Annotated in this window: 13 protein-coding genes; 6 read left to right on the top strand and 7 right to left on the bottom strand. The window is 65.1% G+C overall.

The features are described 5' to 3' along the window. Positions 1–4: 4 nt before the first annotated feature. Together N826_RS10285 and N826_RS10280 are read right to left on the bottom strand one after the other, a co-directional pair. Entirely contained in the window at positions 5–547 is a 543-nt protein-coding gene (locus tag N826_RS10285) for a 2,4'-dihydroxyacetophenone dioxygenase family protein (protein ID WP_044428278.1), read from the bottom strand. A gap of 40 nt (positions 548–587) precedes the next feature. Further along, the gene (locus N826_RS10280; RefSeq protein ID WP_044428276.1) at positions 588–1,301 is read right to left on the bottom strand and encodes an SDR family NAD(P)-dependent oxidoreductase; all 714 of its coding nucleotides are present in this window, start codon (positions 1,299–1,301) and stop codon (positions 588–590) included. A gap of 429 nt (positions 1,302–1,730) precedes the next feature. Between N826_RS10280 and N826_RS10275 the strand changes: the two genes are divergently transcribed. After that, positions 1,731–3,833, top strand: a complete 2,103-nt coding sequence (locus tag N826_RS10275; RefSeq protein ID WP_052831002.1) for a methyl-accepting chemotaxis protein — start codon at positions 1,731–1,733, stop codon at positions 3,831–3,833. A gap of 106 nt (positions 3,834–3,939) precedes the next feature. Continuing rightward, complete coding sequence (locus tag N826_RS10270; RefSeq protein WP_044428272.1) at positions 3,940–4,953, top strand: methyl-accepting chemotaxis protein; 1,014 nt, start codon at positions 3,940–3,942, stop codon at positions 4,951–4,953. On the opposite strand, the gene N826_RS10265 is transcribed toward N826_RS10270, so the two are convergent. After that, positions 4,931–5,845, bottom strand: coding sequence for a DUF1848 domain-containing protein (locus tag N826_RS10265; RefSeq protein ID WP_044428267.1), 915 nt, complete (start codon positions 5,843–5,845; stop codon positions 4,931–4,933). The two genes, N826_RS10270 and N826_RS10265, sit on opposite strands and share 23 nt — an antisense overlap. 79 nt (positions 5,846–5,924) lie before the next feature. Here N826_RS10265 and N826_RS10260 point away from each other — a divergent pair, with 79 nt between their 5' ends. Next, positions 5,925–6,434 (top strand): hypothetical protein, encoded by a 510-nt coding sequence (locus N826_RS10260; RefSeq protein ID WP_052831000.1) that lies wholly within the window; start codon positions 5,925–5,927, stop codon positions 6,432–6,434. A gap of 30 nt (positions 6,435–6,464) precedes the next feature. Here N826_RS10260 and N826_RS10255 read toward each other — a convergent pair whose 3' ends face one another. Next, positions 6,465–6,668, bottom strand: a complete 204-nt coding sequence (locus N826_RS10255) for a hypothetical protein (protein WP_044428265.1) — start codon at positions 6,666–6,668, stop codon at positions 6,465–6,467. Positions 6,669–7,388: 720 nt separating this feature from the next. On the opposite strand from N826_RS10255, the gene dnaK reads away from it, so the two are divergent. Together dnaK and dnaJ are read left to right on the top strand one after the other, a co-directional pair. Next, on the top strand, positions 7,389–9,323 hold the full coding sequence (gene dnaK / locus N826_RS10250; RefSeq protein ID WP_044428263.1) for a molecular chaperone DnaK: 1,935 nt from the start codon (positions 7,389–7,391) through the stop codon (positions 9,321–9,323). Positions 9,324–9,491: 168 nt separating this feature from the next. Beyond that, a complete protein-coding gene (dnaJ, locus tag N826_RS10245) occupies positions 9,492–10,643 on the top strand; it encodes a molecular chaperone DnaJ (RefSeq protein ID WP_044428261.1) in 1,152 nt (383 codons plus the stop codon). Between the two features lie 112 nt (positions 10,644–10,755). On the opposite strand, the gene znuB is transcribed toward dnaJ, so the two are convergent. Both znuB and znuC read right to left on the bottom strand, forming a co-directional pair. Continuing rightward, positions 10,756–11,562, bottom strand: coding sequence for a zinc ABC transporter permease subunit ZnuB (gene znuB, locus N826_RS10240; protein WP_044428259.1), 807 nt, complete (start codon positions 11,560–11,562; stop codon positions 10,756–10,758). Next, on the bottom strand, positions 11,555–12,325 hold the full coding sequence (gene znuC, locus N826_RS10235) for a zinc ABC transporter ATP-binding protein ZnuC (protein ID WP_044428257.1): 771 nt from the start codon (positions 12,323–12,325) through the stop codon (positions 11,555–11,557). The genes znuB and znuC overlap by 8 nt, the downstream gene beginning before the upstream one ends. A 126-nt stretch (positions 12,326–12,451) precedes the next feature. Here znuC and N826_RS10230 point away from each other — a divergent pair, with 126 nt between their 5' ends. Continuing rightward, positions 12,452–13,498 carry a zinc ABC transporter substrate-binding protein gene (locus N826_RS10230; protein ID WP_044428252.1) on the top strand — a complete coding sequence of 349 codons (1,047 nt, stop codon included), beginning with the start codon at positions 12,452–12,454 and terminating at the stop codon, positions 13,496–13,498. 32 nt (positions 13,499–13,530) lie between these two features. Here the strand turns inward: N826_RS10230 and N826_RS39840 are convergent, their stop codons facing one another. After that, the gene (locus N826_RS39840) at positions 13,531–16,332 is read right to left on the bottom strand and encodes a serine/threonine protein kinase (RefSeq protein WP_052830998.1); all 2,802 of its coding nucleotides are present in this window, start codon (positions 16,330–16,332) and stop codon (positions 13,531–13,533) included. Positions 16,333–16,520 lie beyond the last annotated feature (188 nt).

The following is a 16,520-nucleotide window of genomic DNA, read 5'->3' as shown; positions in this document are numbered from 1 at the left end:
AACATCACCGCACGAACTGATCCACGAAGTCGCCGCCCAGACCGTTCTGCGCGTAGTGCTTGCGGCACATGTCGATCTTGGTGAAGACGTCCTCGTAGCCGGTCTGCTTGCCCCAGGGATCGACGTAGATCATGCAGCCGGTGATGTGGAAAAGGGTGATCATCTCCGGCACGTCGTCGGGCACCACCAGCGTGTGCGTCTCGCCCGGCGGCTCGAAGACGTAGCCGCCCTCGTTCGCGACCCAGTCGTGTTCCAGATAGTGCCAGCGGCCGCGTAGGACGAAGCCATGGACGGGAGCGGGGTGGCGGTGGCGGCTCAGCACGCCGGACTTCCGGACCCGCAGCAGGTTGATCCAGTAGCCTTGTCCGGTGTGAAGGCATAGCGGGCGGAACCAGACGTTTTCCATCTGCGGCACCCAGACGCGCTCGTCCTCCGGCAGGGCCGAAGGTACCACGATCTCCGTCGCGGCCTCGGGCGGGAAGGGAAGCTGGTAGGGCATCTTGCTCTGGTCGAGCGAGCGTTCGGGAGCTTCGGGCGTCTTGTCCATAGTCATGTCCTCCAGGCTTGGAAAGCCAGTCTCGGGAACTTCAGGAGATCAGATAGCCGCCGTCCACCGGCAGGACGACGCCGGTGACGAAGGCCGCGGCGGGGGAGCACAGGAAGATCACCGAGCCTGCAAGGTCGCCGGGTGTGCCCCAGCGCTTCATCGGGGTGCGGCTCAGGATCGCCTCCGACCGGGCGGGATCGTCCTGGAGCGCCTGGGTCAGCGGCGTCGCGATCCAGCCCGGCGCTATGGCGTTGACCCGGATACCCTCGGCCGCCCAGGCGATCGCCAGGCTCTTGGTGAGCTGCGCTATGCCGCCCTTGCTGGCGCTGTAGGCGGGGGCGAGGCCGGCGCCGAAGAAGGTCAGCATCGACGCGACATTGACGATGGAGCCGCCCTGTTCCGCCAGCAGCGGCCGGCAGGCGGAGCAGAGGCGCATGGTGCCGGTCAGGTTGACGTCCACCACCTGCGCAAAGGTCTCCAGATCGTATTCGGCGCTCCGCCGGATGATCCCGGCGGCATTGACCAGGATATCGAGACGGCTCAGCCCGCTGGCCAAGCGGTCGATCGAAGCGGCATCGGTCACGTCGAGAGCGGCGGTCGTGACACCGGGGGCGGGGACTCCGGTTCCCTCGGCGGCAGGCAGGCCGGCGGCGGTGACGTGGCATCCTGCGCTGGATAAGGCCGCCGCGATTGCGGCGCCGATGCCGCTGGTGCCGCCTGTGACCAGCGCATGACGGCCCGATATGTCGAACATGGGGTTGATCCGTTCCGATTATTTAGTTGGTGGGACCGACAGTCCGTTTTCCTTCCCAGGTACGAGACATTTACCCCAGGGATGTTGCGTCCGCAAAGGTTTGAACGCCGGCTGGACGCCATATGCCACCAAGACTGCGATCATCATCGACGTGATCCGAAATCATCCAAACTATAGATGTATGATGAATGTCCAAACAACAGGTTGACGACGGAAGAAATGACTAAACGCCCAATGACTTAAGTATAGTTCTGATGGGGCCGCACTTAAATAAACGGTTACATTTGTGTTCCATGATCCTGCTCTCGATACGAATAGATCAATTCTAAGAAATTTAGTTAGTAGAGGGATGAGATGTCGGCAGAAGTGCAGTCCGCTTCACCGCACCGCAGGATTGGTGCCCGATTTTCGCTCGGATTGAGGGGCCGGATGCTGCTGGCTATCGGAGCGGTCCTGTCGGGCACCCTGATGGCGGCCGCCGTGGCGATCAACGGCTACGGCAATGTCGAGACGACGCTCGCCACCATAACCGAACAGTCGCTGCCCGCCATGAACCGGGCTATGCGGGTCGCCCAGCACGCGGAGCGGCTGGTGGCGCTGGCGCCGGCCCTGGAAGCGGCGAGGGATGAAGCCGGCCACCGTGAAGTCTCCGACCGCATCGTCGCGGGAAAGCAGGTCTTCGAGGAGCGGCTTGCGGAACTGCGGGAAGTCACCGCCGGCGACGGGACGGAAGACGGCCAAGCCCTGGCCGAGGCTGCCTCGGCGCTGCTCCGCAACCTGAGCGAACTCGACCGCACGATGGAGCAGCGCGTTGCTCTCACGACCGCGCGCGAAGCCATGGTGCCGGAGCTGATCGCCGCCCATGCGCGGATCGAAAAGGTGCTGGCGCCGCTGTTGTCGCTCTACAACGCGCAACTCGACCAGGCCCATGCCATCCTTTCGGACCCGGATGCCGGGACCGAGCAACTGCGCGAGGCCGGGCGGCAGATCGTTGAGGCGACCGCGGGCCGGAGCGCCATGGCCGGGATGATCGCCGATGCCGGCGCCGTGCGCAACCAGCTCCTGGAAGTCGTCTATTCCACCGACTCCGACCGGCTGATGGTGGTGCAGACGAACCTGCAAGGCAGGCTGGTCAGCCTAGACATGGCGCGGGGCCAGTTGCCGGAGAAGGTGGCCGAGATGGTGAGCGGCCCGTTCGGCGTGATGCAACGGGTAGCATCCGATCCTGGCAACATGCTGGAAGGCCGCGCGAAGGAGCTGGAAATCCTCAAGCGTTTCCACAGCCTCGTGGACGGCAACCGTGACCTTTCGGAGCGCCTTGCAGCCCTCGTCGAAGGAGTCGTCCAGCGGCAGGAAACCAATGTCGACGGAGCGACTGGCGCCACGACGCTCCTGCTCGACCGGGGGACGGCGCTGCTGATCGGCGTCGGAGCCTTCAGTATCGTTCTCTCGGCGCTGGTCATATGGCTCTATATCGGGCGTAACGTCGTGCATCGCCTGCTGACGCTGCGCACCAGCATGGCGTCGATCGCCGGCGGCGACCTCACGGTCGCCATCCCGACGGGCGGGCGGGACGAGATCGCCGAGATGGCGACGACGCTTATCGTCTTCCGCGACAACGCGCTGGCGGTCAGGGAAGCCGAGCGCCGCACCGAGGCGGAACGCATCCGGGCGGCCGAGGACCGGCGCGCCATGCTGCTCGACCTCGCGTCCCGGTTCGAGAGCCGGGTCAAGGGCGCCGTCGACCAGGTCTCGGGCGCCGCCAGCCAGATGCAGCGGACGGCGGCCGACATGGCGGCCTCGGCGCGGGACAGCAGCGATCTTGCGGGACAGGCGCTGTCGGCGGCCGGTCAGGCGTCGGGCAACGTCGAGGACGCGGCGGCAGCCGCCCACGAGCTTTCGCTGTCCATCACCGAGATCGGCCGGCAGGCTGTCATGTCGGCCGGCATCACCGGCGAGGCGGTCGAGAACGCCCAGGCGACCGACGACACCATGAAGACGCTGGACCAGACGGCGCTCCGCATCGGCGATGTCGTCAAGCTGATCTCCTCCATCGCGTCGCAGACCAACCTGCTGGCGCTGAACGCCACGATCGAGGCCGCGCGGGCCGGCGAGGCGGGCAAGGGGTTCGCCGTCGTGGCGGACGAGGTCAAGCAGCTTGCCCATCAGACGGCGGAAGCGACCGACGAGATCGCCCGCCAGATCGGCGAGGTCCAGTCCGTGACCGGCGACGCCGTCGGCCGTATCCAGGCGATCGGTACGGTCATCCGACGGATCGACGAGATCAACTCGACCATCGCCGCCGCCGTGGAAGAGCAGCGGGCCGCCACCACGGAGATCGCGCGCAACCTGTCGGAAGCATCCACCGGCACAAGCCGCGTTTCCGACACCGTGGACCGCGTCACCGGCATGGCGGCGCGGACCGGCGAGGCGGCAGGCGGCGTGCTGGAAGCATCCGACCGCCTCAGCGTCCAGGCCCGTTCGCTCGACCAGCAGGTCGACGATTTCCTGCGGGAGGTCCGCTCCGCCTGAAGTTAGCTCCTTGCGGCAAACTTTAGGCATACGACAGCACCACTGATAACTTCTATTAACTATTCGCGTCTAATTCTTCGGGAAATTACCGCGAAAGGTGGTTGAGGTGAGCAGGCCCGAACAGATCATCGAATTGACGGGAAAGGTCTCTTCGGTCGTCGACAGCAAGATCAGGGACATCAACACCATCACGGGCCAGATGCGGACCTTGGCGTTGAATGCCCTGATCGAGGCGGCGCGGGCCGGCGATGCCGGTCGCGGCTTCGCCGTCGTCGCCAACGAGGTCAAGGAGATTTCCGCCCAGATCACCCAGATCTCCGCCGAGATGTCGCGCGAACTGTCCGGCAGCGTCGCCGAACTGTCCGAACTGGGGCGCGACATCCTGGACGGCATCCGGGGCCAGCGGCTTATCGATCTTGCCCTGAACGCGATCGACATCATCGACCGCAACCTCTATGAGCGAAGCTGCGACGTGCGCTGGTGGGCGACCGACAGCGCCGTCGTCGATGCCGCCGCCGATCCTGCCCATGCCAGCCAGCGACTCGGCGTCATCCTGCGCAGCTACACGGTCTATCTCGACCTCTGGGTAGCGGACGCCACCGGCCGGGTCGTCGCCAGCGGCAGGCCGGACCGCTATCCGGGCGTCCTCGGATCGGACGTGTCGGGCGAGGACTGGTTTCGCCGGGGCATGGCGACCCGGAGCGGCGACGACTATGTCGCCTGCGACATCGCCACCAATCCCATCCTGGACCATGCGCAGGTCGCGACATACGCCACCGCGATCCGGGAGGGCGGCGAGGCGAACGGCAAGCCGGCCGGCGTCCTCGGGATCTTCTTCGACTGGGAGCCGCAGGCGAAAGCCGTCGTTTCCGGCATCCGTCTGGCCGGCGACGAGGCCGCCCGCACCCGCTGCCTGCTGGTCGATGCCCGGGGCAGGGTGATCGCGGCATCCGACGGCAAAGGCATCATGTCGGAAACCATCGAACTGCCGTCCAGCGACGAAGCGACCGGCAGCCGAATCACCGCCGCCGGCGAAGCGATCGGCTTCGCGCGGACCCCCGGGTACGAAACATATCCGGGTTTGGGCTGGTACGGCGTCATCGTCCAGAAACCGGCATAGCAGGCTTCAAGCCGCCCGGCCGCAGCATCTCTCCTTCCGGGTCGTGAGCCTTAAGCCGGCGCTGCGCCACGGTGCGGGAGTTGACGGCGTAGCAGTAGGCGCAGCCCTGGGTGCAGGTGTCGTAATCGCCGATGTCGCGGCTCTCGGCGCAGTCGCAGCCGGGACGGTTGCCCTTGCGCCGTCCGGCGACGGGGAGTCCGGCGATGTCGCTCAGGCGCTTCAGGTCGATGCAGCGGGCGGCGGACACGCCCGGCACGTCCAGCAGGTGCGGCTGGGTGCACAGCGTCGGAGTCATGCCGGCATCCGCTGCGATGGCCGCCAGATCCGCCAGCAGTTCCCGCTTCTCGTCGACCGGCGGATCGCGCCAGTCGAAACCGTGGAGCGACGCCGCCGAACCCAGGTTGCGCTCCGTTTTCCGGTAGGGCTGGAGGAAGGACAGGACCACCTCGTCGGTCGATCCCTTCAGCGCTTCCGCAATCCCGGTGAAGTTGGTGCGGTGCCAGCGCTCGTCGGTCAGCGACGACAGCACGACGGGATCGTAGCGCCAGACCACGGCGCGCGGACCCCAGCGCCGCGCCAGCGCCCGGATCTGGTCGACCGCACGGGCCGTTTCCGGCACGTTTGATTCCAGAACGCGCGGATAGCCCGTCACCGTCATCTGGATCATGAACGGGGTGCCGCGCGCGGCGACCGCTTCCAGGGCGTCGCCGAAAGGGGCCGCGTTGCGGGTCCAGAAGACGAAACCGTCCACGGCGCCGACCGACAGGTCGATCCGGTGGGTCCGTCCGCCATAGGGGTTGACCATCAGGCAGTGGCCGGCTTCCAGCCGGTTGAGGAACCAGCGGCTGTAGAAGGCGGGAATATCCGTCTTGTAGCTCGCGGAAATGATCACGTGTCAGGTCCCGTAACTGCTGTAAGCTCGCGGCGAATTCCGGCCGGGGAGCCGGCGCTTCGCTATCGCGGATTCCAACATGGCCGATCCAGCTTCGACGCCCTTCAAATGCATCCTTTTCGAGAAGCGGGTCCGATTTCGCCTGCCGGCCGACTGGCTGGAAGGGCAGGAGGCCGGCATCGGCGTCTTCCAGCCGCCGCAGGAAGGCGGCGGGACGCTGCGAGTCACCAGCGAGGTGCTTAGCCACGCCGGCCCGCCCGGCGACGGGGATCTGGCCGCCGCGACGCGCGTGATCCTGCGACAGACGGCGGAGAATTTCGTCCGTCCCGACGATCCGCGCGGCAGTGACCGGATCGTCGAGCAACTCGACGACGGCGGCCTGATCGCCAGCTACAGCGCCCGGACGGAAGTGGATGGCGATAAACTTGTGATCTATCTCTGGATGCGCGGCAAGGCCATGGCCGAGACGGTCACGATCGCCGTCTTCAGCTTCGCCATGGCGCAGGAGAAGGATGGCGACGAGGAGTTCGCCGCCATCGTGGGAATGCTGGATTCTGAAATAAGAGCGGCCGGCCTCGGTCAGGGCTGAACATCGGCCGGGGCTGAATAACCGCCGGTATCAGCAGTGACCGGCCTCCCCTGTCATCAGTGCCGCGAGCAGGTTGGAACGGGGGTCGGCCGCCTGCGCCGCTTCCTCGGCGGCGAGCGACGCCAATCCGACGAAATGGGCGAGATCGGCCAGATCGTTGTTGGCGGCGTCGTCGGCCAGACTGTCAAGGCAGGATTTTATCGCGAGGGCCAGATCGCGACGTCTGTCGGTCATGGTGAAGCTACCTCTGAAAAATAGATCCCATAAAAATCCGCGCGGCGTAAGCGGTGCCTCCCCAAACACTCGACGTTCGCCTTACACGCCAAACATATAACATAGCCCTTTGGGATTAGGGGATGGATTATTTTCACTCGAGTAAAAATTCATGGCAACTGTCAATTGAGCATAGTGATAAATCTGCACGGGATTACTTTAAGGAATAATTAACTTCAGGCAAAAATTCGGATGTATGCAATATTGTTGCTATTTAGTAATGCAGTTCTTCTTGATTGCAATAGAGACTGTTGGTGGTACGTCGCTCAATCGATTCAAATAACGAGCTGTCCTCCGGGTGTCGGAGCACGGGACCGGCCGGCGCGAAGGGGAAATTTGCGCTTGCGCGCGTTATCCGGCGCTGTATCTCTCCCGCATCCGCATCAACCTCGTGACAGGCCCCGGCCCGCCCCTGCGTCAGCCGGTCGCGCCCCTCCCGGCTGGGAGCGTCTGCCCTGCATCCCCGTGAGCGATGAACCCGGTTTCCGGTAAATTCTGTGCAAATGAGGCAGGATGCGGCGGTTGCAGCCTTTCACGCACCTGCCTATATCTCCGCTCAGACGTAATTCGTTGAAACCCCCAACACCGTTCCATAAACCCCCAGACCTTAGACCAGAGGGGGCCGTGGCGGTGCCGAAGTACCGGGCCGCTGCTGGTCTGCCGTAACAAAGAGGCTGAATGATGAGCAAAGTGATTGGTATCGACCTGGGCACCACGAACTCGTGCGTGGCCGTGATGGAAGGCGGCAGTGCCAAGGTCATCGAGAACACCGAAGGTACGCGCACTACTCCGTCGATGGTCGCTTTCACCCAGGGCGGTGAGCGGCTGGTCGGCCAGCCGGCCAAGCGCCAGGCTGTGACCAATCCCGACAACACCCTGTTCGCGATCAAGCGCCTGATCGGCCGCCGCTACGACGATCCGCTGACCCAGAAGGACAAGGGCCTCGTCGCCTATAAGATCGTCGGCGGCGACAACGGCGACGCGTGGGTCGAGAGCCACGGCAAGAAGTACAGCCCCAGCCAGATCAGCGCCTTCATCCTTCAGAAGATGAAGGAAACCGCCGAGAACTATCTGGGCGAGAAGGTGACGCAGGCCGTCATCACGGTCCCGGCGTACTTCAACGACAGCCAGCGCCAGGCGACCAAGGACGCCGGCAAGATCGCCGGCCTCGAAGTGCTCCGCATCATCAACGAGCCGACGGCCGCCGCACTCGCTTACGGCATGGAAAAGAAGGGCTCCGGCACCATCGCGGTCTACGACCTCGGCGGCGGCACCTTCGACGTGTCGGTGCTGGAGATCGGCGACGGCGTGTTCGAGGTGAAGTCGACCAACGGCGACACCTTCCTGGGTGGCGAGGACTTCGACGCCAAGATCATCGACTATCTCGCCGACGAGTTCCGCAAGGAGCAGGGCATCGACCTGCGCAGCGACCGTCTGGCACTCCAGCGCCTGAAGGAAGCCGCCGAGAAGGCCAAGATCGAGCTGTCGTCCGGCATGCAGACGGAAGTGAACCTGCCGTTCATCACCGCTGACCAGTCCGGCCCGAAGCACCTGAACATCAAGCTGACCCGCGCCAAGCTGGAAGCCCTGGTGGACGATCTGGTGCAGCGCACGATCGAACCCTGCAAGGCGGCGCTCAAGGATGCCGGCCTGAAGGCGAGCGAGATCGACGAAGTGATCCTGGTCGGCGGCATGACCCGCATGCCCAAGATCATGGAAGTCGTGAAGCAGTTCTTCGGCCGTGAACCGCACCGTGGCGTCAACCCGGACGAAGTCGTGGCGATCGGCGCCGCTATCCAGGGCGGCGTGCTGAAGGGCGACGTCAAGGACGTGCTGCTGCTCGACGTGACTCCGCTGTCGCTCGGTATCGAGACGCTGGGCGGCGTGTTCACCCGCCTGATCGACCGCAACACCACGATCCCGACCAAGAAGAGCCAGACCTTCTCGACCGCCGAGGACAACCAGAGCGCCGTGACGATCCGGGTCTTCCAGGGCGAGCGCGAAATGGCGGCCGACAACAAGCTGCTGGGTCAGTTCGATCTGGTCGGCATCCCGTCCGCCCCGCGCGGCGTGCCGCAGATCGAGGTCACCTTCGATATCGACGCCAACGGCATCGTCAGCGTCGGCGCCAAGGACAAGGCGACCGGCAAGGAACAGTCGGTCCGCATCCAGGCCTCGGGCGGCCTGAGCGACGCCGACGTCGAGAAGATGGTGAAGGACGCGGAGGCGCACGCCGCCGAGGACAAGAAGCGCCGCGAACTGGTCGAGCTGCGCAACCAGGCCGACGGCTTGATCCACACCACCGAGCGGACCCTTAAGGAGACCGGCGACAAGATCCCGGCCGCCGACAAGACCGCCGCGGAGAAGGCCATCACCGAGCTGCGCGAGGCGATGGGCGGCGACAACGCCGACACCATCAAGTCGAAGACCGAAGCTTTGGCCCAGGTCTCGATGAAGCTGGGCGAGGCAGTCTACAAGGCCGGCCAGGACGACGGTTCGGCTGGTCCGGGTGCGGGCGGCGCTGCCGGCGCCGGCGGTTCGGCGGGTGGCGACTCGACCGTGGTCGACGCCGACTTCGAGGAAGTCGACGACGACAAGAAGCACAAGTCGGCCTGATAGCCGGTCCTTGAACCGGATCGTGGAGGGAGTACGGCCTGAAATCCGCACTCCCTCCCGGTCCATGATGTGTGGCATTGTGTGTTTCGCTCCGGTCGCTCGGCCTTCGTTGACAGGCTTCGGCGGCCGGAGCGGTTTTATGTTTCAGAGGCAGGGGCTGGCGGCCTGATGGCGAAGCAGGACTATTACGAACTTCTCGGCCTGACGAAGGGTGCCTCGGCGGAGGAGATCAAGAAGGCCTATCGCAAGATGGCCATGCAGTATCACCCCGACCGCAATCCGGGCGATGCCGAGGCCGAAGCGAAATTCAAGGATTGCAGCGAAGCTTACGAAGTCCTGAAGGACGAGCAGAAGCGCGCCGCCTACGACCGGTTCGGCCATGCCGCCTTCGAAAACGGCGGGGCGGGGGGTGGCGGACGCGGCGGTGCCGGGTTCGACTTCAACTTCGGCGGCGGCGGTTTCGCGGATATCTTCGACGAGATGTTCGGCGACTTCATGGGTGGACGCCGAGGCGGCGGCGGTGGTCAGGCCGGCCGTGGCTCCGACCTGCGGTACAACCTGGAAATCTCGCTCGAAGAGGCCTTCACCGGCAGTCAGGCGACGGTCCGGGTGCCGACCTCGGTAGTCTGCGAAGGCTGTTCCGGATCGGGCGCCGAGTCCGGCACCCAGCCGATCTCCTGTCCGACCTGCGGCGGCATGGGCAAGGTTCGTGCCCAGCAGGGCTTCTTCACGATCGAGCGGACCTGCCCGTCCTGCCACGGCGCCGGCCGTGTGATCAAGGATCCCTGCAAGGTCTGTGGCGGCGCCGGCAGGACCCGGAAGGAAAAGAACCTCCAGGTCAACATTCCCGCCGGCGTCGAGGACGGTACCCGCATCCGTCTGGCGGGCGAGGGCGAAGCCGGGTTGAGGGGCGCTCCACCGGGCGACCTCTACATCTTCCTGGCGATAGCGCCGCACCGGTTCTTCCAGCGCGACGGCGCCAACATCCACTGCCGCGTGCCGATCCCGATGACGACGGCCTCGCTTGGCGGCGTGGTCGAGGTGCCGAGCATCGACGGCACCCGCGCCAAGGTCACCGTCCCGGCCGGTACCCAGTCCGGCCACCAGTTCCGCCTGAAGGGCAAGGGCATGTCGGTGCTGCGCGCCACCCAGCGCGGCGACATGTATGTACAAGCCGTGGTGGAAACGCCGGTCAACCTGAACAAGAAGCAGCAGGAACTGCTGCGTGAGTTCGAGAAGGCCGGCAAGGAAGGCACCAGTCCCGAAAGCGAAGGCTTCTTCGCCAAGGTGAAGGAGCTTTGGGAAGACCTGAAGGACTGAAGAAACCGCAGGCGCTGAGAGATGTCGTTGGCTCACGGCCCAACCTACGAAGTTCCGTAGGTTGGGCCGTGAGCCAACTCACTTCACCAACCCATCATCGCTCCCTACCACATCACGCCGCGCGCGGTACCGGCACCATCAGGCTGCACGCGAACATCAGCGCCGCCGAGGTGACTACGCTGGGCCCGCTCGGCAGGTCCCAGACCAGCGAGCCCGCCAGCCCTCCCAGTACCGCCAGCATCCCGATCAGCGCCGCCGTTCCCGCCATCTGCTCGGGAGAGCGGGCGAAGCGCCTTGCCGTGGCGGCGGGTACGATCAGCAGCGACGTGATCAGCAGGACGCCGACGATCTTCATCGCGATCGCGATCACGCCCGCGATCAGCAGCATGAAGGTCAGCCGGATCGCCAGCACCGGCATTCCCTCGACCCGCGCCAGATCCTCGTCCACCGTGATCGCCAGCAGCCGGCGCCAAATGAAGGCGAGCACGGCCAGCGCCACAGCACCCCCGCCATAGATCCAGACGATGTCGTCCCAAGTCACCGACAGGATGTCGCCGAACAGATAGGCCAGCAGGTCGATCCGCATCGTTTCCATGAAGGCGATGGCGACCAAGCCCAGCGACAGGGTGGAATGAGATACGATGCCCAGCAGCGTATCCGAGGCCAGCTGGCGTTGTTCCTGAAGCAGCACCAGCAGCACGGCGATCCCGACGCAGACGGCGATCACCCCCGCCGTCATGCCGATCCCCAGCAAGTATCCCAGCGCTATGCCCAGCAGGGCGGAGTGGGCCAGCGTATCGCCGAAATAGGCCATCCGCCGCCACACGACGAACGAGCCCAGCGGTCCGGAAACCAGCGCTATGCCGCAGCCTCCGACCAGCGCGCGGATCATGAAGTCGTCGAGCACGAAGTCACCCATGGCGGTGGCGGACCTCAGCCAGCGCCACGACTTCGCCGGCGCAGTCGTGATGATGGTCGTGGCTGTGCTGGTAGACCGCCAGCGCCTCGGCATGGCGGCCGAACATCGCCAGATATTCCGGATGCCGGCTGACATCCTCCGGCCGGCCGGAGCAGCAGATGTGACGGTTGACGCAGACGACGGTATCGGTGCGCGCCATCACCAGATGCAGGTCGTGCGAGACCAGCAGCACGCCGCAGCCGCGCGTCCGCCGAATCTCCGCGATCAGGTTGAACAGTTCGATCTGGCCATGGACGTCCACCGCCTGCACCGGCTCGTCCAGCACCAGGATATCGGGCCGGCGCAGCAAGGCCCGCGCCAGCAGCACGCGCTGAAGCTCACCGCCCGACAGGGTCTGGACGGCACTGTCGATCACGTGGGCGGCGCCGACTTCCACAAGCACCTTTTCCAGATCGGCGCGGCCGACCTTCTGCCACAGCGTCAGGAAGCGGCGGACGGTCAGCGGCAGCGTCCGTTCCACCTGAAGGCGCTGGGGCATGTAGCCGACGGTCAGGCCCGGCCGCAGGGTGATCGTGCCGCTCGACGGCTGAACCAGACCCAGCACCGATTTGACCAGCGTGGTCTTGCCGGCCCCGTTGGGGCCGATCAGCGTCACGATCTCGCAGGGTCCCACATCCAGGTCGATGTTTTCCAACACCGTCCTGCTGCCATAAGCGACGCTCAGGCCGCGTACCGCGACCAGAGGTCCGTTCTTCGATGCCATGGAGTGTGCCCCAATCCCTCCGCCGCGATCCGGCGCTTGACAATGTAATGTTATAACAGAACAGTAGGCGCTTCGCGACTACGCATTTATGCAAACCTGTTCCCTGTCCGAAGGTCGTCTCCCGTCATGAACGCGCGCATCGCCCGAACTTCCCTCCTTGCCCTTGCCGGCACGCTGATTTTTTCCGGAACGGTCCATATGGGAACGGCCCAAATGGGAACGGCAATGGCGGCCGATCCCGTCAAGGTCGTAGCCTCGGTCAAACCCATCCACTCGCTGGTCACCGGAGTGATGCAGGGCGTGGCCGAACCGGCCCTGCTGCTCAAGGGTGCCAACTCGCCCCATTCCTTCAACATGCGTCCCAGCGATGCCCGCGTGCTCAGTCAGGCCGATCTCGTGTTCTGGGTGGGGGAGGACCTCGAGACCTTCCTGACCAAGCCGATCCAGTCGCTGGGCGGAAAAGCCCATCCCGTAGCGCTGATGGAAGAAGCGGGCCTGACCCTGCTGCCGACCCGCGAGGGCGGCGCCTGGGAAAGGCACGAGGACCATGGGCATGAAGACCACGGTAAGGAACAGGGGCACGACGATCATGCGCATGCTCATGATGGCCATGCCCAAGAGGCAGGACACGAAGATGAGCACGAGCATGGCACCCACGACGCCCATGTCTGGCTGGATGTCGACAATGCCCGGAAGATGGTCGCAACCATCGCCGCGGAACTGTCGGAACACGACAGGCCCAACGCTGCCCGTTATCAAGCCAACGCCGCCTCATTGACGGAACGCCTGACCGCCCTGGATGCCGAGCTGAAAACCACGCTGGCTCCCGTCAAAGACCGCCCCTTCGTCGTGTTCCACGACGCCTATCACTACCTGGAGGATCGCTACGGCCTGAACGCGGTCGGCGCGATCACCGTCAGCCCCGACCAGCGTCCAAGCGCCCAGCGGCTCAGCCAGCTCCGGGCCAAAATCTCGAGCCTGGACGCCGCCTGTGTCTTCGCCGAACCGCAGTTCGAACCGACGCTCGTGGCGACCGTCGTGGAGAAGACACCTGCCAGGCGCGGCACCCTGGACCCACTGGGCGCCGCTCTCGACGATGGTCCGGACCTCTACTTCACCCTGATGCGGGACATGGCCGCGTCGCTGGTGTCCTGCCTGAAGGGTCCGGCCTGAACATTCCGGCCTGAACGCTCTGGGGCTTTGGCCTACTTCCGTCCCGTCAGCCCCGCTTCGAAATCGCTCAGCAGTTCGATCATGTCCTGGTGCCGTTCGGCGCCCCTGAGCGACAGGCCCTTGAGCAGGACCTTCTCGACGGCGGGGGGGATAGCGACACCCAGGCGGGACGGCGGGATCAGGTCGTCCTGCTCGATCCGGGCCAGCGAGTCGGCGGGCATCTGGCCGGTCAGGGTGCGGTAGAACGTGGCGCACAGGGCATAGACGTCGGTCCATGGACCCTGCCGGCCGCCGGCATTGTACTGCTCCAGCGGGGCATAGCCGCGCTTCAGGATGACCGTCAGGTTCTGCTCGCCCTGGGAGATCGCCATGCGGGCGGCGCCGAAGTCCAGCAGCTTCGACCGCTTGTCACTGGTGATGTAGATGTTGTCCGGACTGATGTCGCGGTGGAGCACGTTCTTGTCGTGGACGTGGGACAGGCCGCGCATCACCGGCAGGATGACGCTCAGCGCTTCACCGAAAGGCAGGCGGCCGCCGCGCTCGTTCAGGACTTCCTGGAGCGAACGGCCTTCCAGGTATTCCATCACCATGTAGGCGGTGCCGTTCTCGGTGAAAAAATCGAGCACGTCGACGATCTCGGCCGTATTGCGGAACTGAGCCAGAAGCCGCGCCTCGTCCAGGAACTTCTCCATCCCGACCCGGTAGGGTCCCGCCTGTTCCGCGCCGCTGGGGGCGACCAGCGAGCTTCCCGGCATCCGGACCGAATACATCGAGGGGTAATATTCCTTGACGGCCACCAAGGCATGCAGCCGTTCGTCCTTGCCGATGTAAGTGATGCCGAACCCGCCCAGGCCGAGGACCCGGCCGATCCGGTAGCGTCCGGTCAGCATGGTGTTCGGAGCCAGGATGAATCCATCGCGCTGGCTCGGCATGTGCCGATAGCCGCAGGTAGGGCAGGAATCCGTGTAGCCGGGAGCGAAGCAGCTGGGACAGACCCTGTTCTCGGGCGACGAGGGTCCGGCCAGCTTGCCGGCGCCCGAGCCGGCCATCCCGCCATGGTCGAGCAGCCGGGTCTGCGCCGCTTCCGTCGCACTGCCCTCGCTGCCTCTCTGCTCGGCTGTCCTGGATTCAGGGGGCGGCACCGCCGCCAGCAGTTCCTGCAAGGATGCCAGCTCGCGCTTGCGCTCGGCGGGGTCGGCGATGTCAGATACCACCATCGCTTCGAAGCCATGGCGGGACACCAGGGTCAGCAGCCTGCTGCGCGCCATCTCCAGCGGCCTGCCGGGCGTCAGCAGGCCTTGGGTGCAAAGCTGCGCCAGCTTGATCACACGCTGCCGCAGGTTCACGTCCGGGTTGTCGATCTTCTCCAGGATGCGGTTTTCGGTTAGGAAGTCGGTGAAGACCATCTCGACCATGTGCATCAGCTTCGAGCGGACATCGCCGGGAAGCTGGGCGGCGCTGAGCAGGGCGTGCGTGTTGCTCAGCACCTTCATCTTCTGGACCGGGTGAGATCCGCTGTCGACGAAGCTGCTGATCAGGCGCGGCTTGGCGGCCAGATCGTCCAGGGCCTCCAGCATCAGGCGGGGCTGACGCTGGGACAGCGGGGAATGGGCGAGGGCCTGGATATAGTTGATCTTGCGCCCCGGTTCGCCCATCAGCGCCAGCAGCCGGCCCATCGCCTCCTTCAGGCCGGTCAAGCCGCCCTGTTCCTGTGTCCTTGCATGGCGCGTGGTCAGCGCCTCGGCCATCTCCGGCCCGCCTTCGACGCCCTTCTCGGTCACCAGCCGTTCGAGAAGCGTCATGAAGGACGACGCCTTGGTGTCGCGGGCGGAAGCCTTGGCGTCGTTGAGCTGGATCTGGATGTGCAGCAACGCCGCCTGCCGGGCCTGGGGCAGTCGGCCGGCGTCGAACTGATGGGCGAGCGCCCGCAGGTTGTCGGTCAGGGGGGTCAGCAGGGGCGACGTCTCGTCCCCCTTGATGACGTCGAACAGCCGGCACAACCGAAGGCTTGGGTCCGCATCGGGACCGAACAGCTCGCGGATGGCTCCGTTGGAGACCAGCAGGTCGGCGATCAGCCCGTCCAGCACGGTGACCGCGTAATCGTCGAGCGGTTCATAAAGCCAGTCGGTCAACCGCGACAGCTTGCCCGTCCAGTCGCGCGCGCCCAGCAGTTCGGTGCAGGCGGCATGGACAAGGGCGAAGCGCGAACCGCCGGACTTGCCGGACGTCTTGCCGAACTTCGCCACCAGCGGGGCGAAGGCCTGGCGGGCCTTGTAGTTGCGCTGATAGCTGCTGCGCGCCGTCCGGGCACGGGCAGCCATCTCCTCGACGCGCTTGTTGAGGCTGTTGCGCGACGCGGCACCGTCCCTTCCGGTCAGCCGGGCGTGGCTGCCGGCCGCCGTCATGACGGCGCTTTTCATCAGGGGAGTGACCCCCAGCAGCTTGTCGGCCTCGTCGGCGCAATGCAGCACTTCGCTGACCATCAGGACTTTCTGGTCCAGATAGTCCGCCAGCAGGCGGCGGATCGTCAGACGGCTCGACAGCGCGTAGAAATCTTCCAGCGTTTCGCAGAACGGCGCCTCGATCCCGTCGGCGATCCGGATCTGGGTCAACGGCATCGAGGTCTTCATGACCTCAGACACCACGACGGCAACGCTGCCGCCATCGTTACGCTGGATCTTCTTGGTAACCCGCACACCTGCGGTCGTGGGCTGAAGCATCAGCCGGTCGGCAGCACTCTTAGCCTGATCCTCGTCCTCCAGCAGGTGCTCGAGCATCCACTGGTCGTCACGGTAGATCAGAACCTCGTAAGACGACTTTTTTTTGCGCAGCATGACCGGACAAAGGGAACGGAACTGACGACTACCCGCGGGATCTCTTGATCGCCGTAAGCGATTGCACCACGGGAAGTCGAATCAATTCTAACTTATTGTTCCGGCATCCGACAGTAAAGCACCGTGTAGCAATCCCCTCTCCGACTCGCCGAATAGCCGCAGGGGGAAGACGGAAACCTAGACCAAAA

It is taken from the genome of Skermanella aerolata KACC 11604 (assembly GCF_000936425.1).
Lineage (GTDB): Bacteria > Pseudomonadota > Alphaproteobacteria > Azospirillales > Azospirillaceae > Skermanella > Skermanella aerolata.
This window is presented reverse-complemented; position numbering and strand designations above follow the sequence as displayed.

Bases quoted from the DNA above. Each gene is read 5' to 3' on its own strand.
- N826_RS10285 (WP_044428278.1), bottom strand. From the start codon at position 547: ATGGACAAGACGCCCGAAGCTCCCGAACGCTCGCTCGACCAGAGCAAG.
- N826_RS10275 (WP_052831002.1), top strand. From the start codon at position 1,731: ATGCTGCTGGCTATCGGAGCGGTCCTGTCGGGCACCCTGATGGCGGCC.
- N826_RS10230 (WP_044428252.1), top strand. From the start codon at position 12,452: ATGAACGCGCGCATCGCCCGAACTTCCCTCCTTGCCCTTGCCGGCACG.
- dnaK (WP_044428263.1), top strand. From the start codon at position 7,389: ATGAGCAAAGTGATTGGTATCGACCTGGGCACCACGAACTCGTGCGTG.
- N826_RS10255 (WP_044428265.1), bottom strand. From the start codon at position 6,668: ATGACCGACAGACGTCGCGATCTGGCCCTCGCGATAAAATCCTGCCTT.
- dnaJ (WP_044428261.1), top strand. From the start codon at position 9,492: ATGGCGAAGCAGGACTATTACGAACTTCTCGGCCTGACGAAGGGTGCC.
- N826_RS10260 (WP_052831000.1), top strand. From the start codon at position 5,925: ATGGCCGATCCAGCTTCGACGCCCTTCAAATGCATCCTTTTCGAGAAG.
- znuC (WP_044428257.1), bottom strand. From the start codon at position 12,325: ATGGCATCGAAGAACGGACCTCTGGTCGCGGTACGCGGCCTGAGCGTC.
- N826_RS39840 (WP_052830998.1), bottom strand. From the start codon at position 16,332: ATGCTGCGCAAAAAAAAGTCGTCTTACGAGGTTCTGATCTACCGTGAC.
- N826_RS10280 (WP_044428276.1), bottom strand. From the start codon at position 1,301: ATGTTCGACATATCGGGCCGTCATGCGCTGGTCACAGGCGGCACCAGC.
- znuB (WP_044428259.1), bottom strand. From the start codon at position 11,562: ATGGGTGACTTCGTGCTCGACGACTTCATGATCCGCGCGCTGGTCGGA.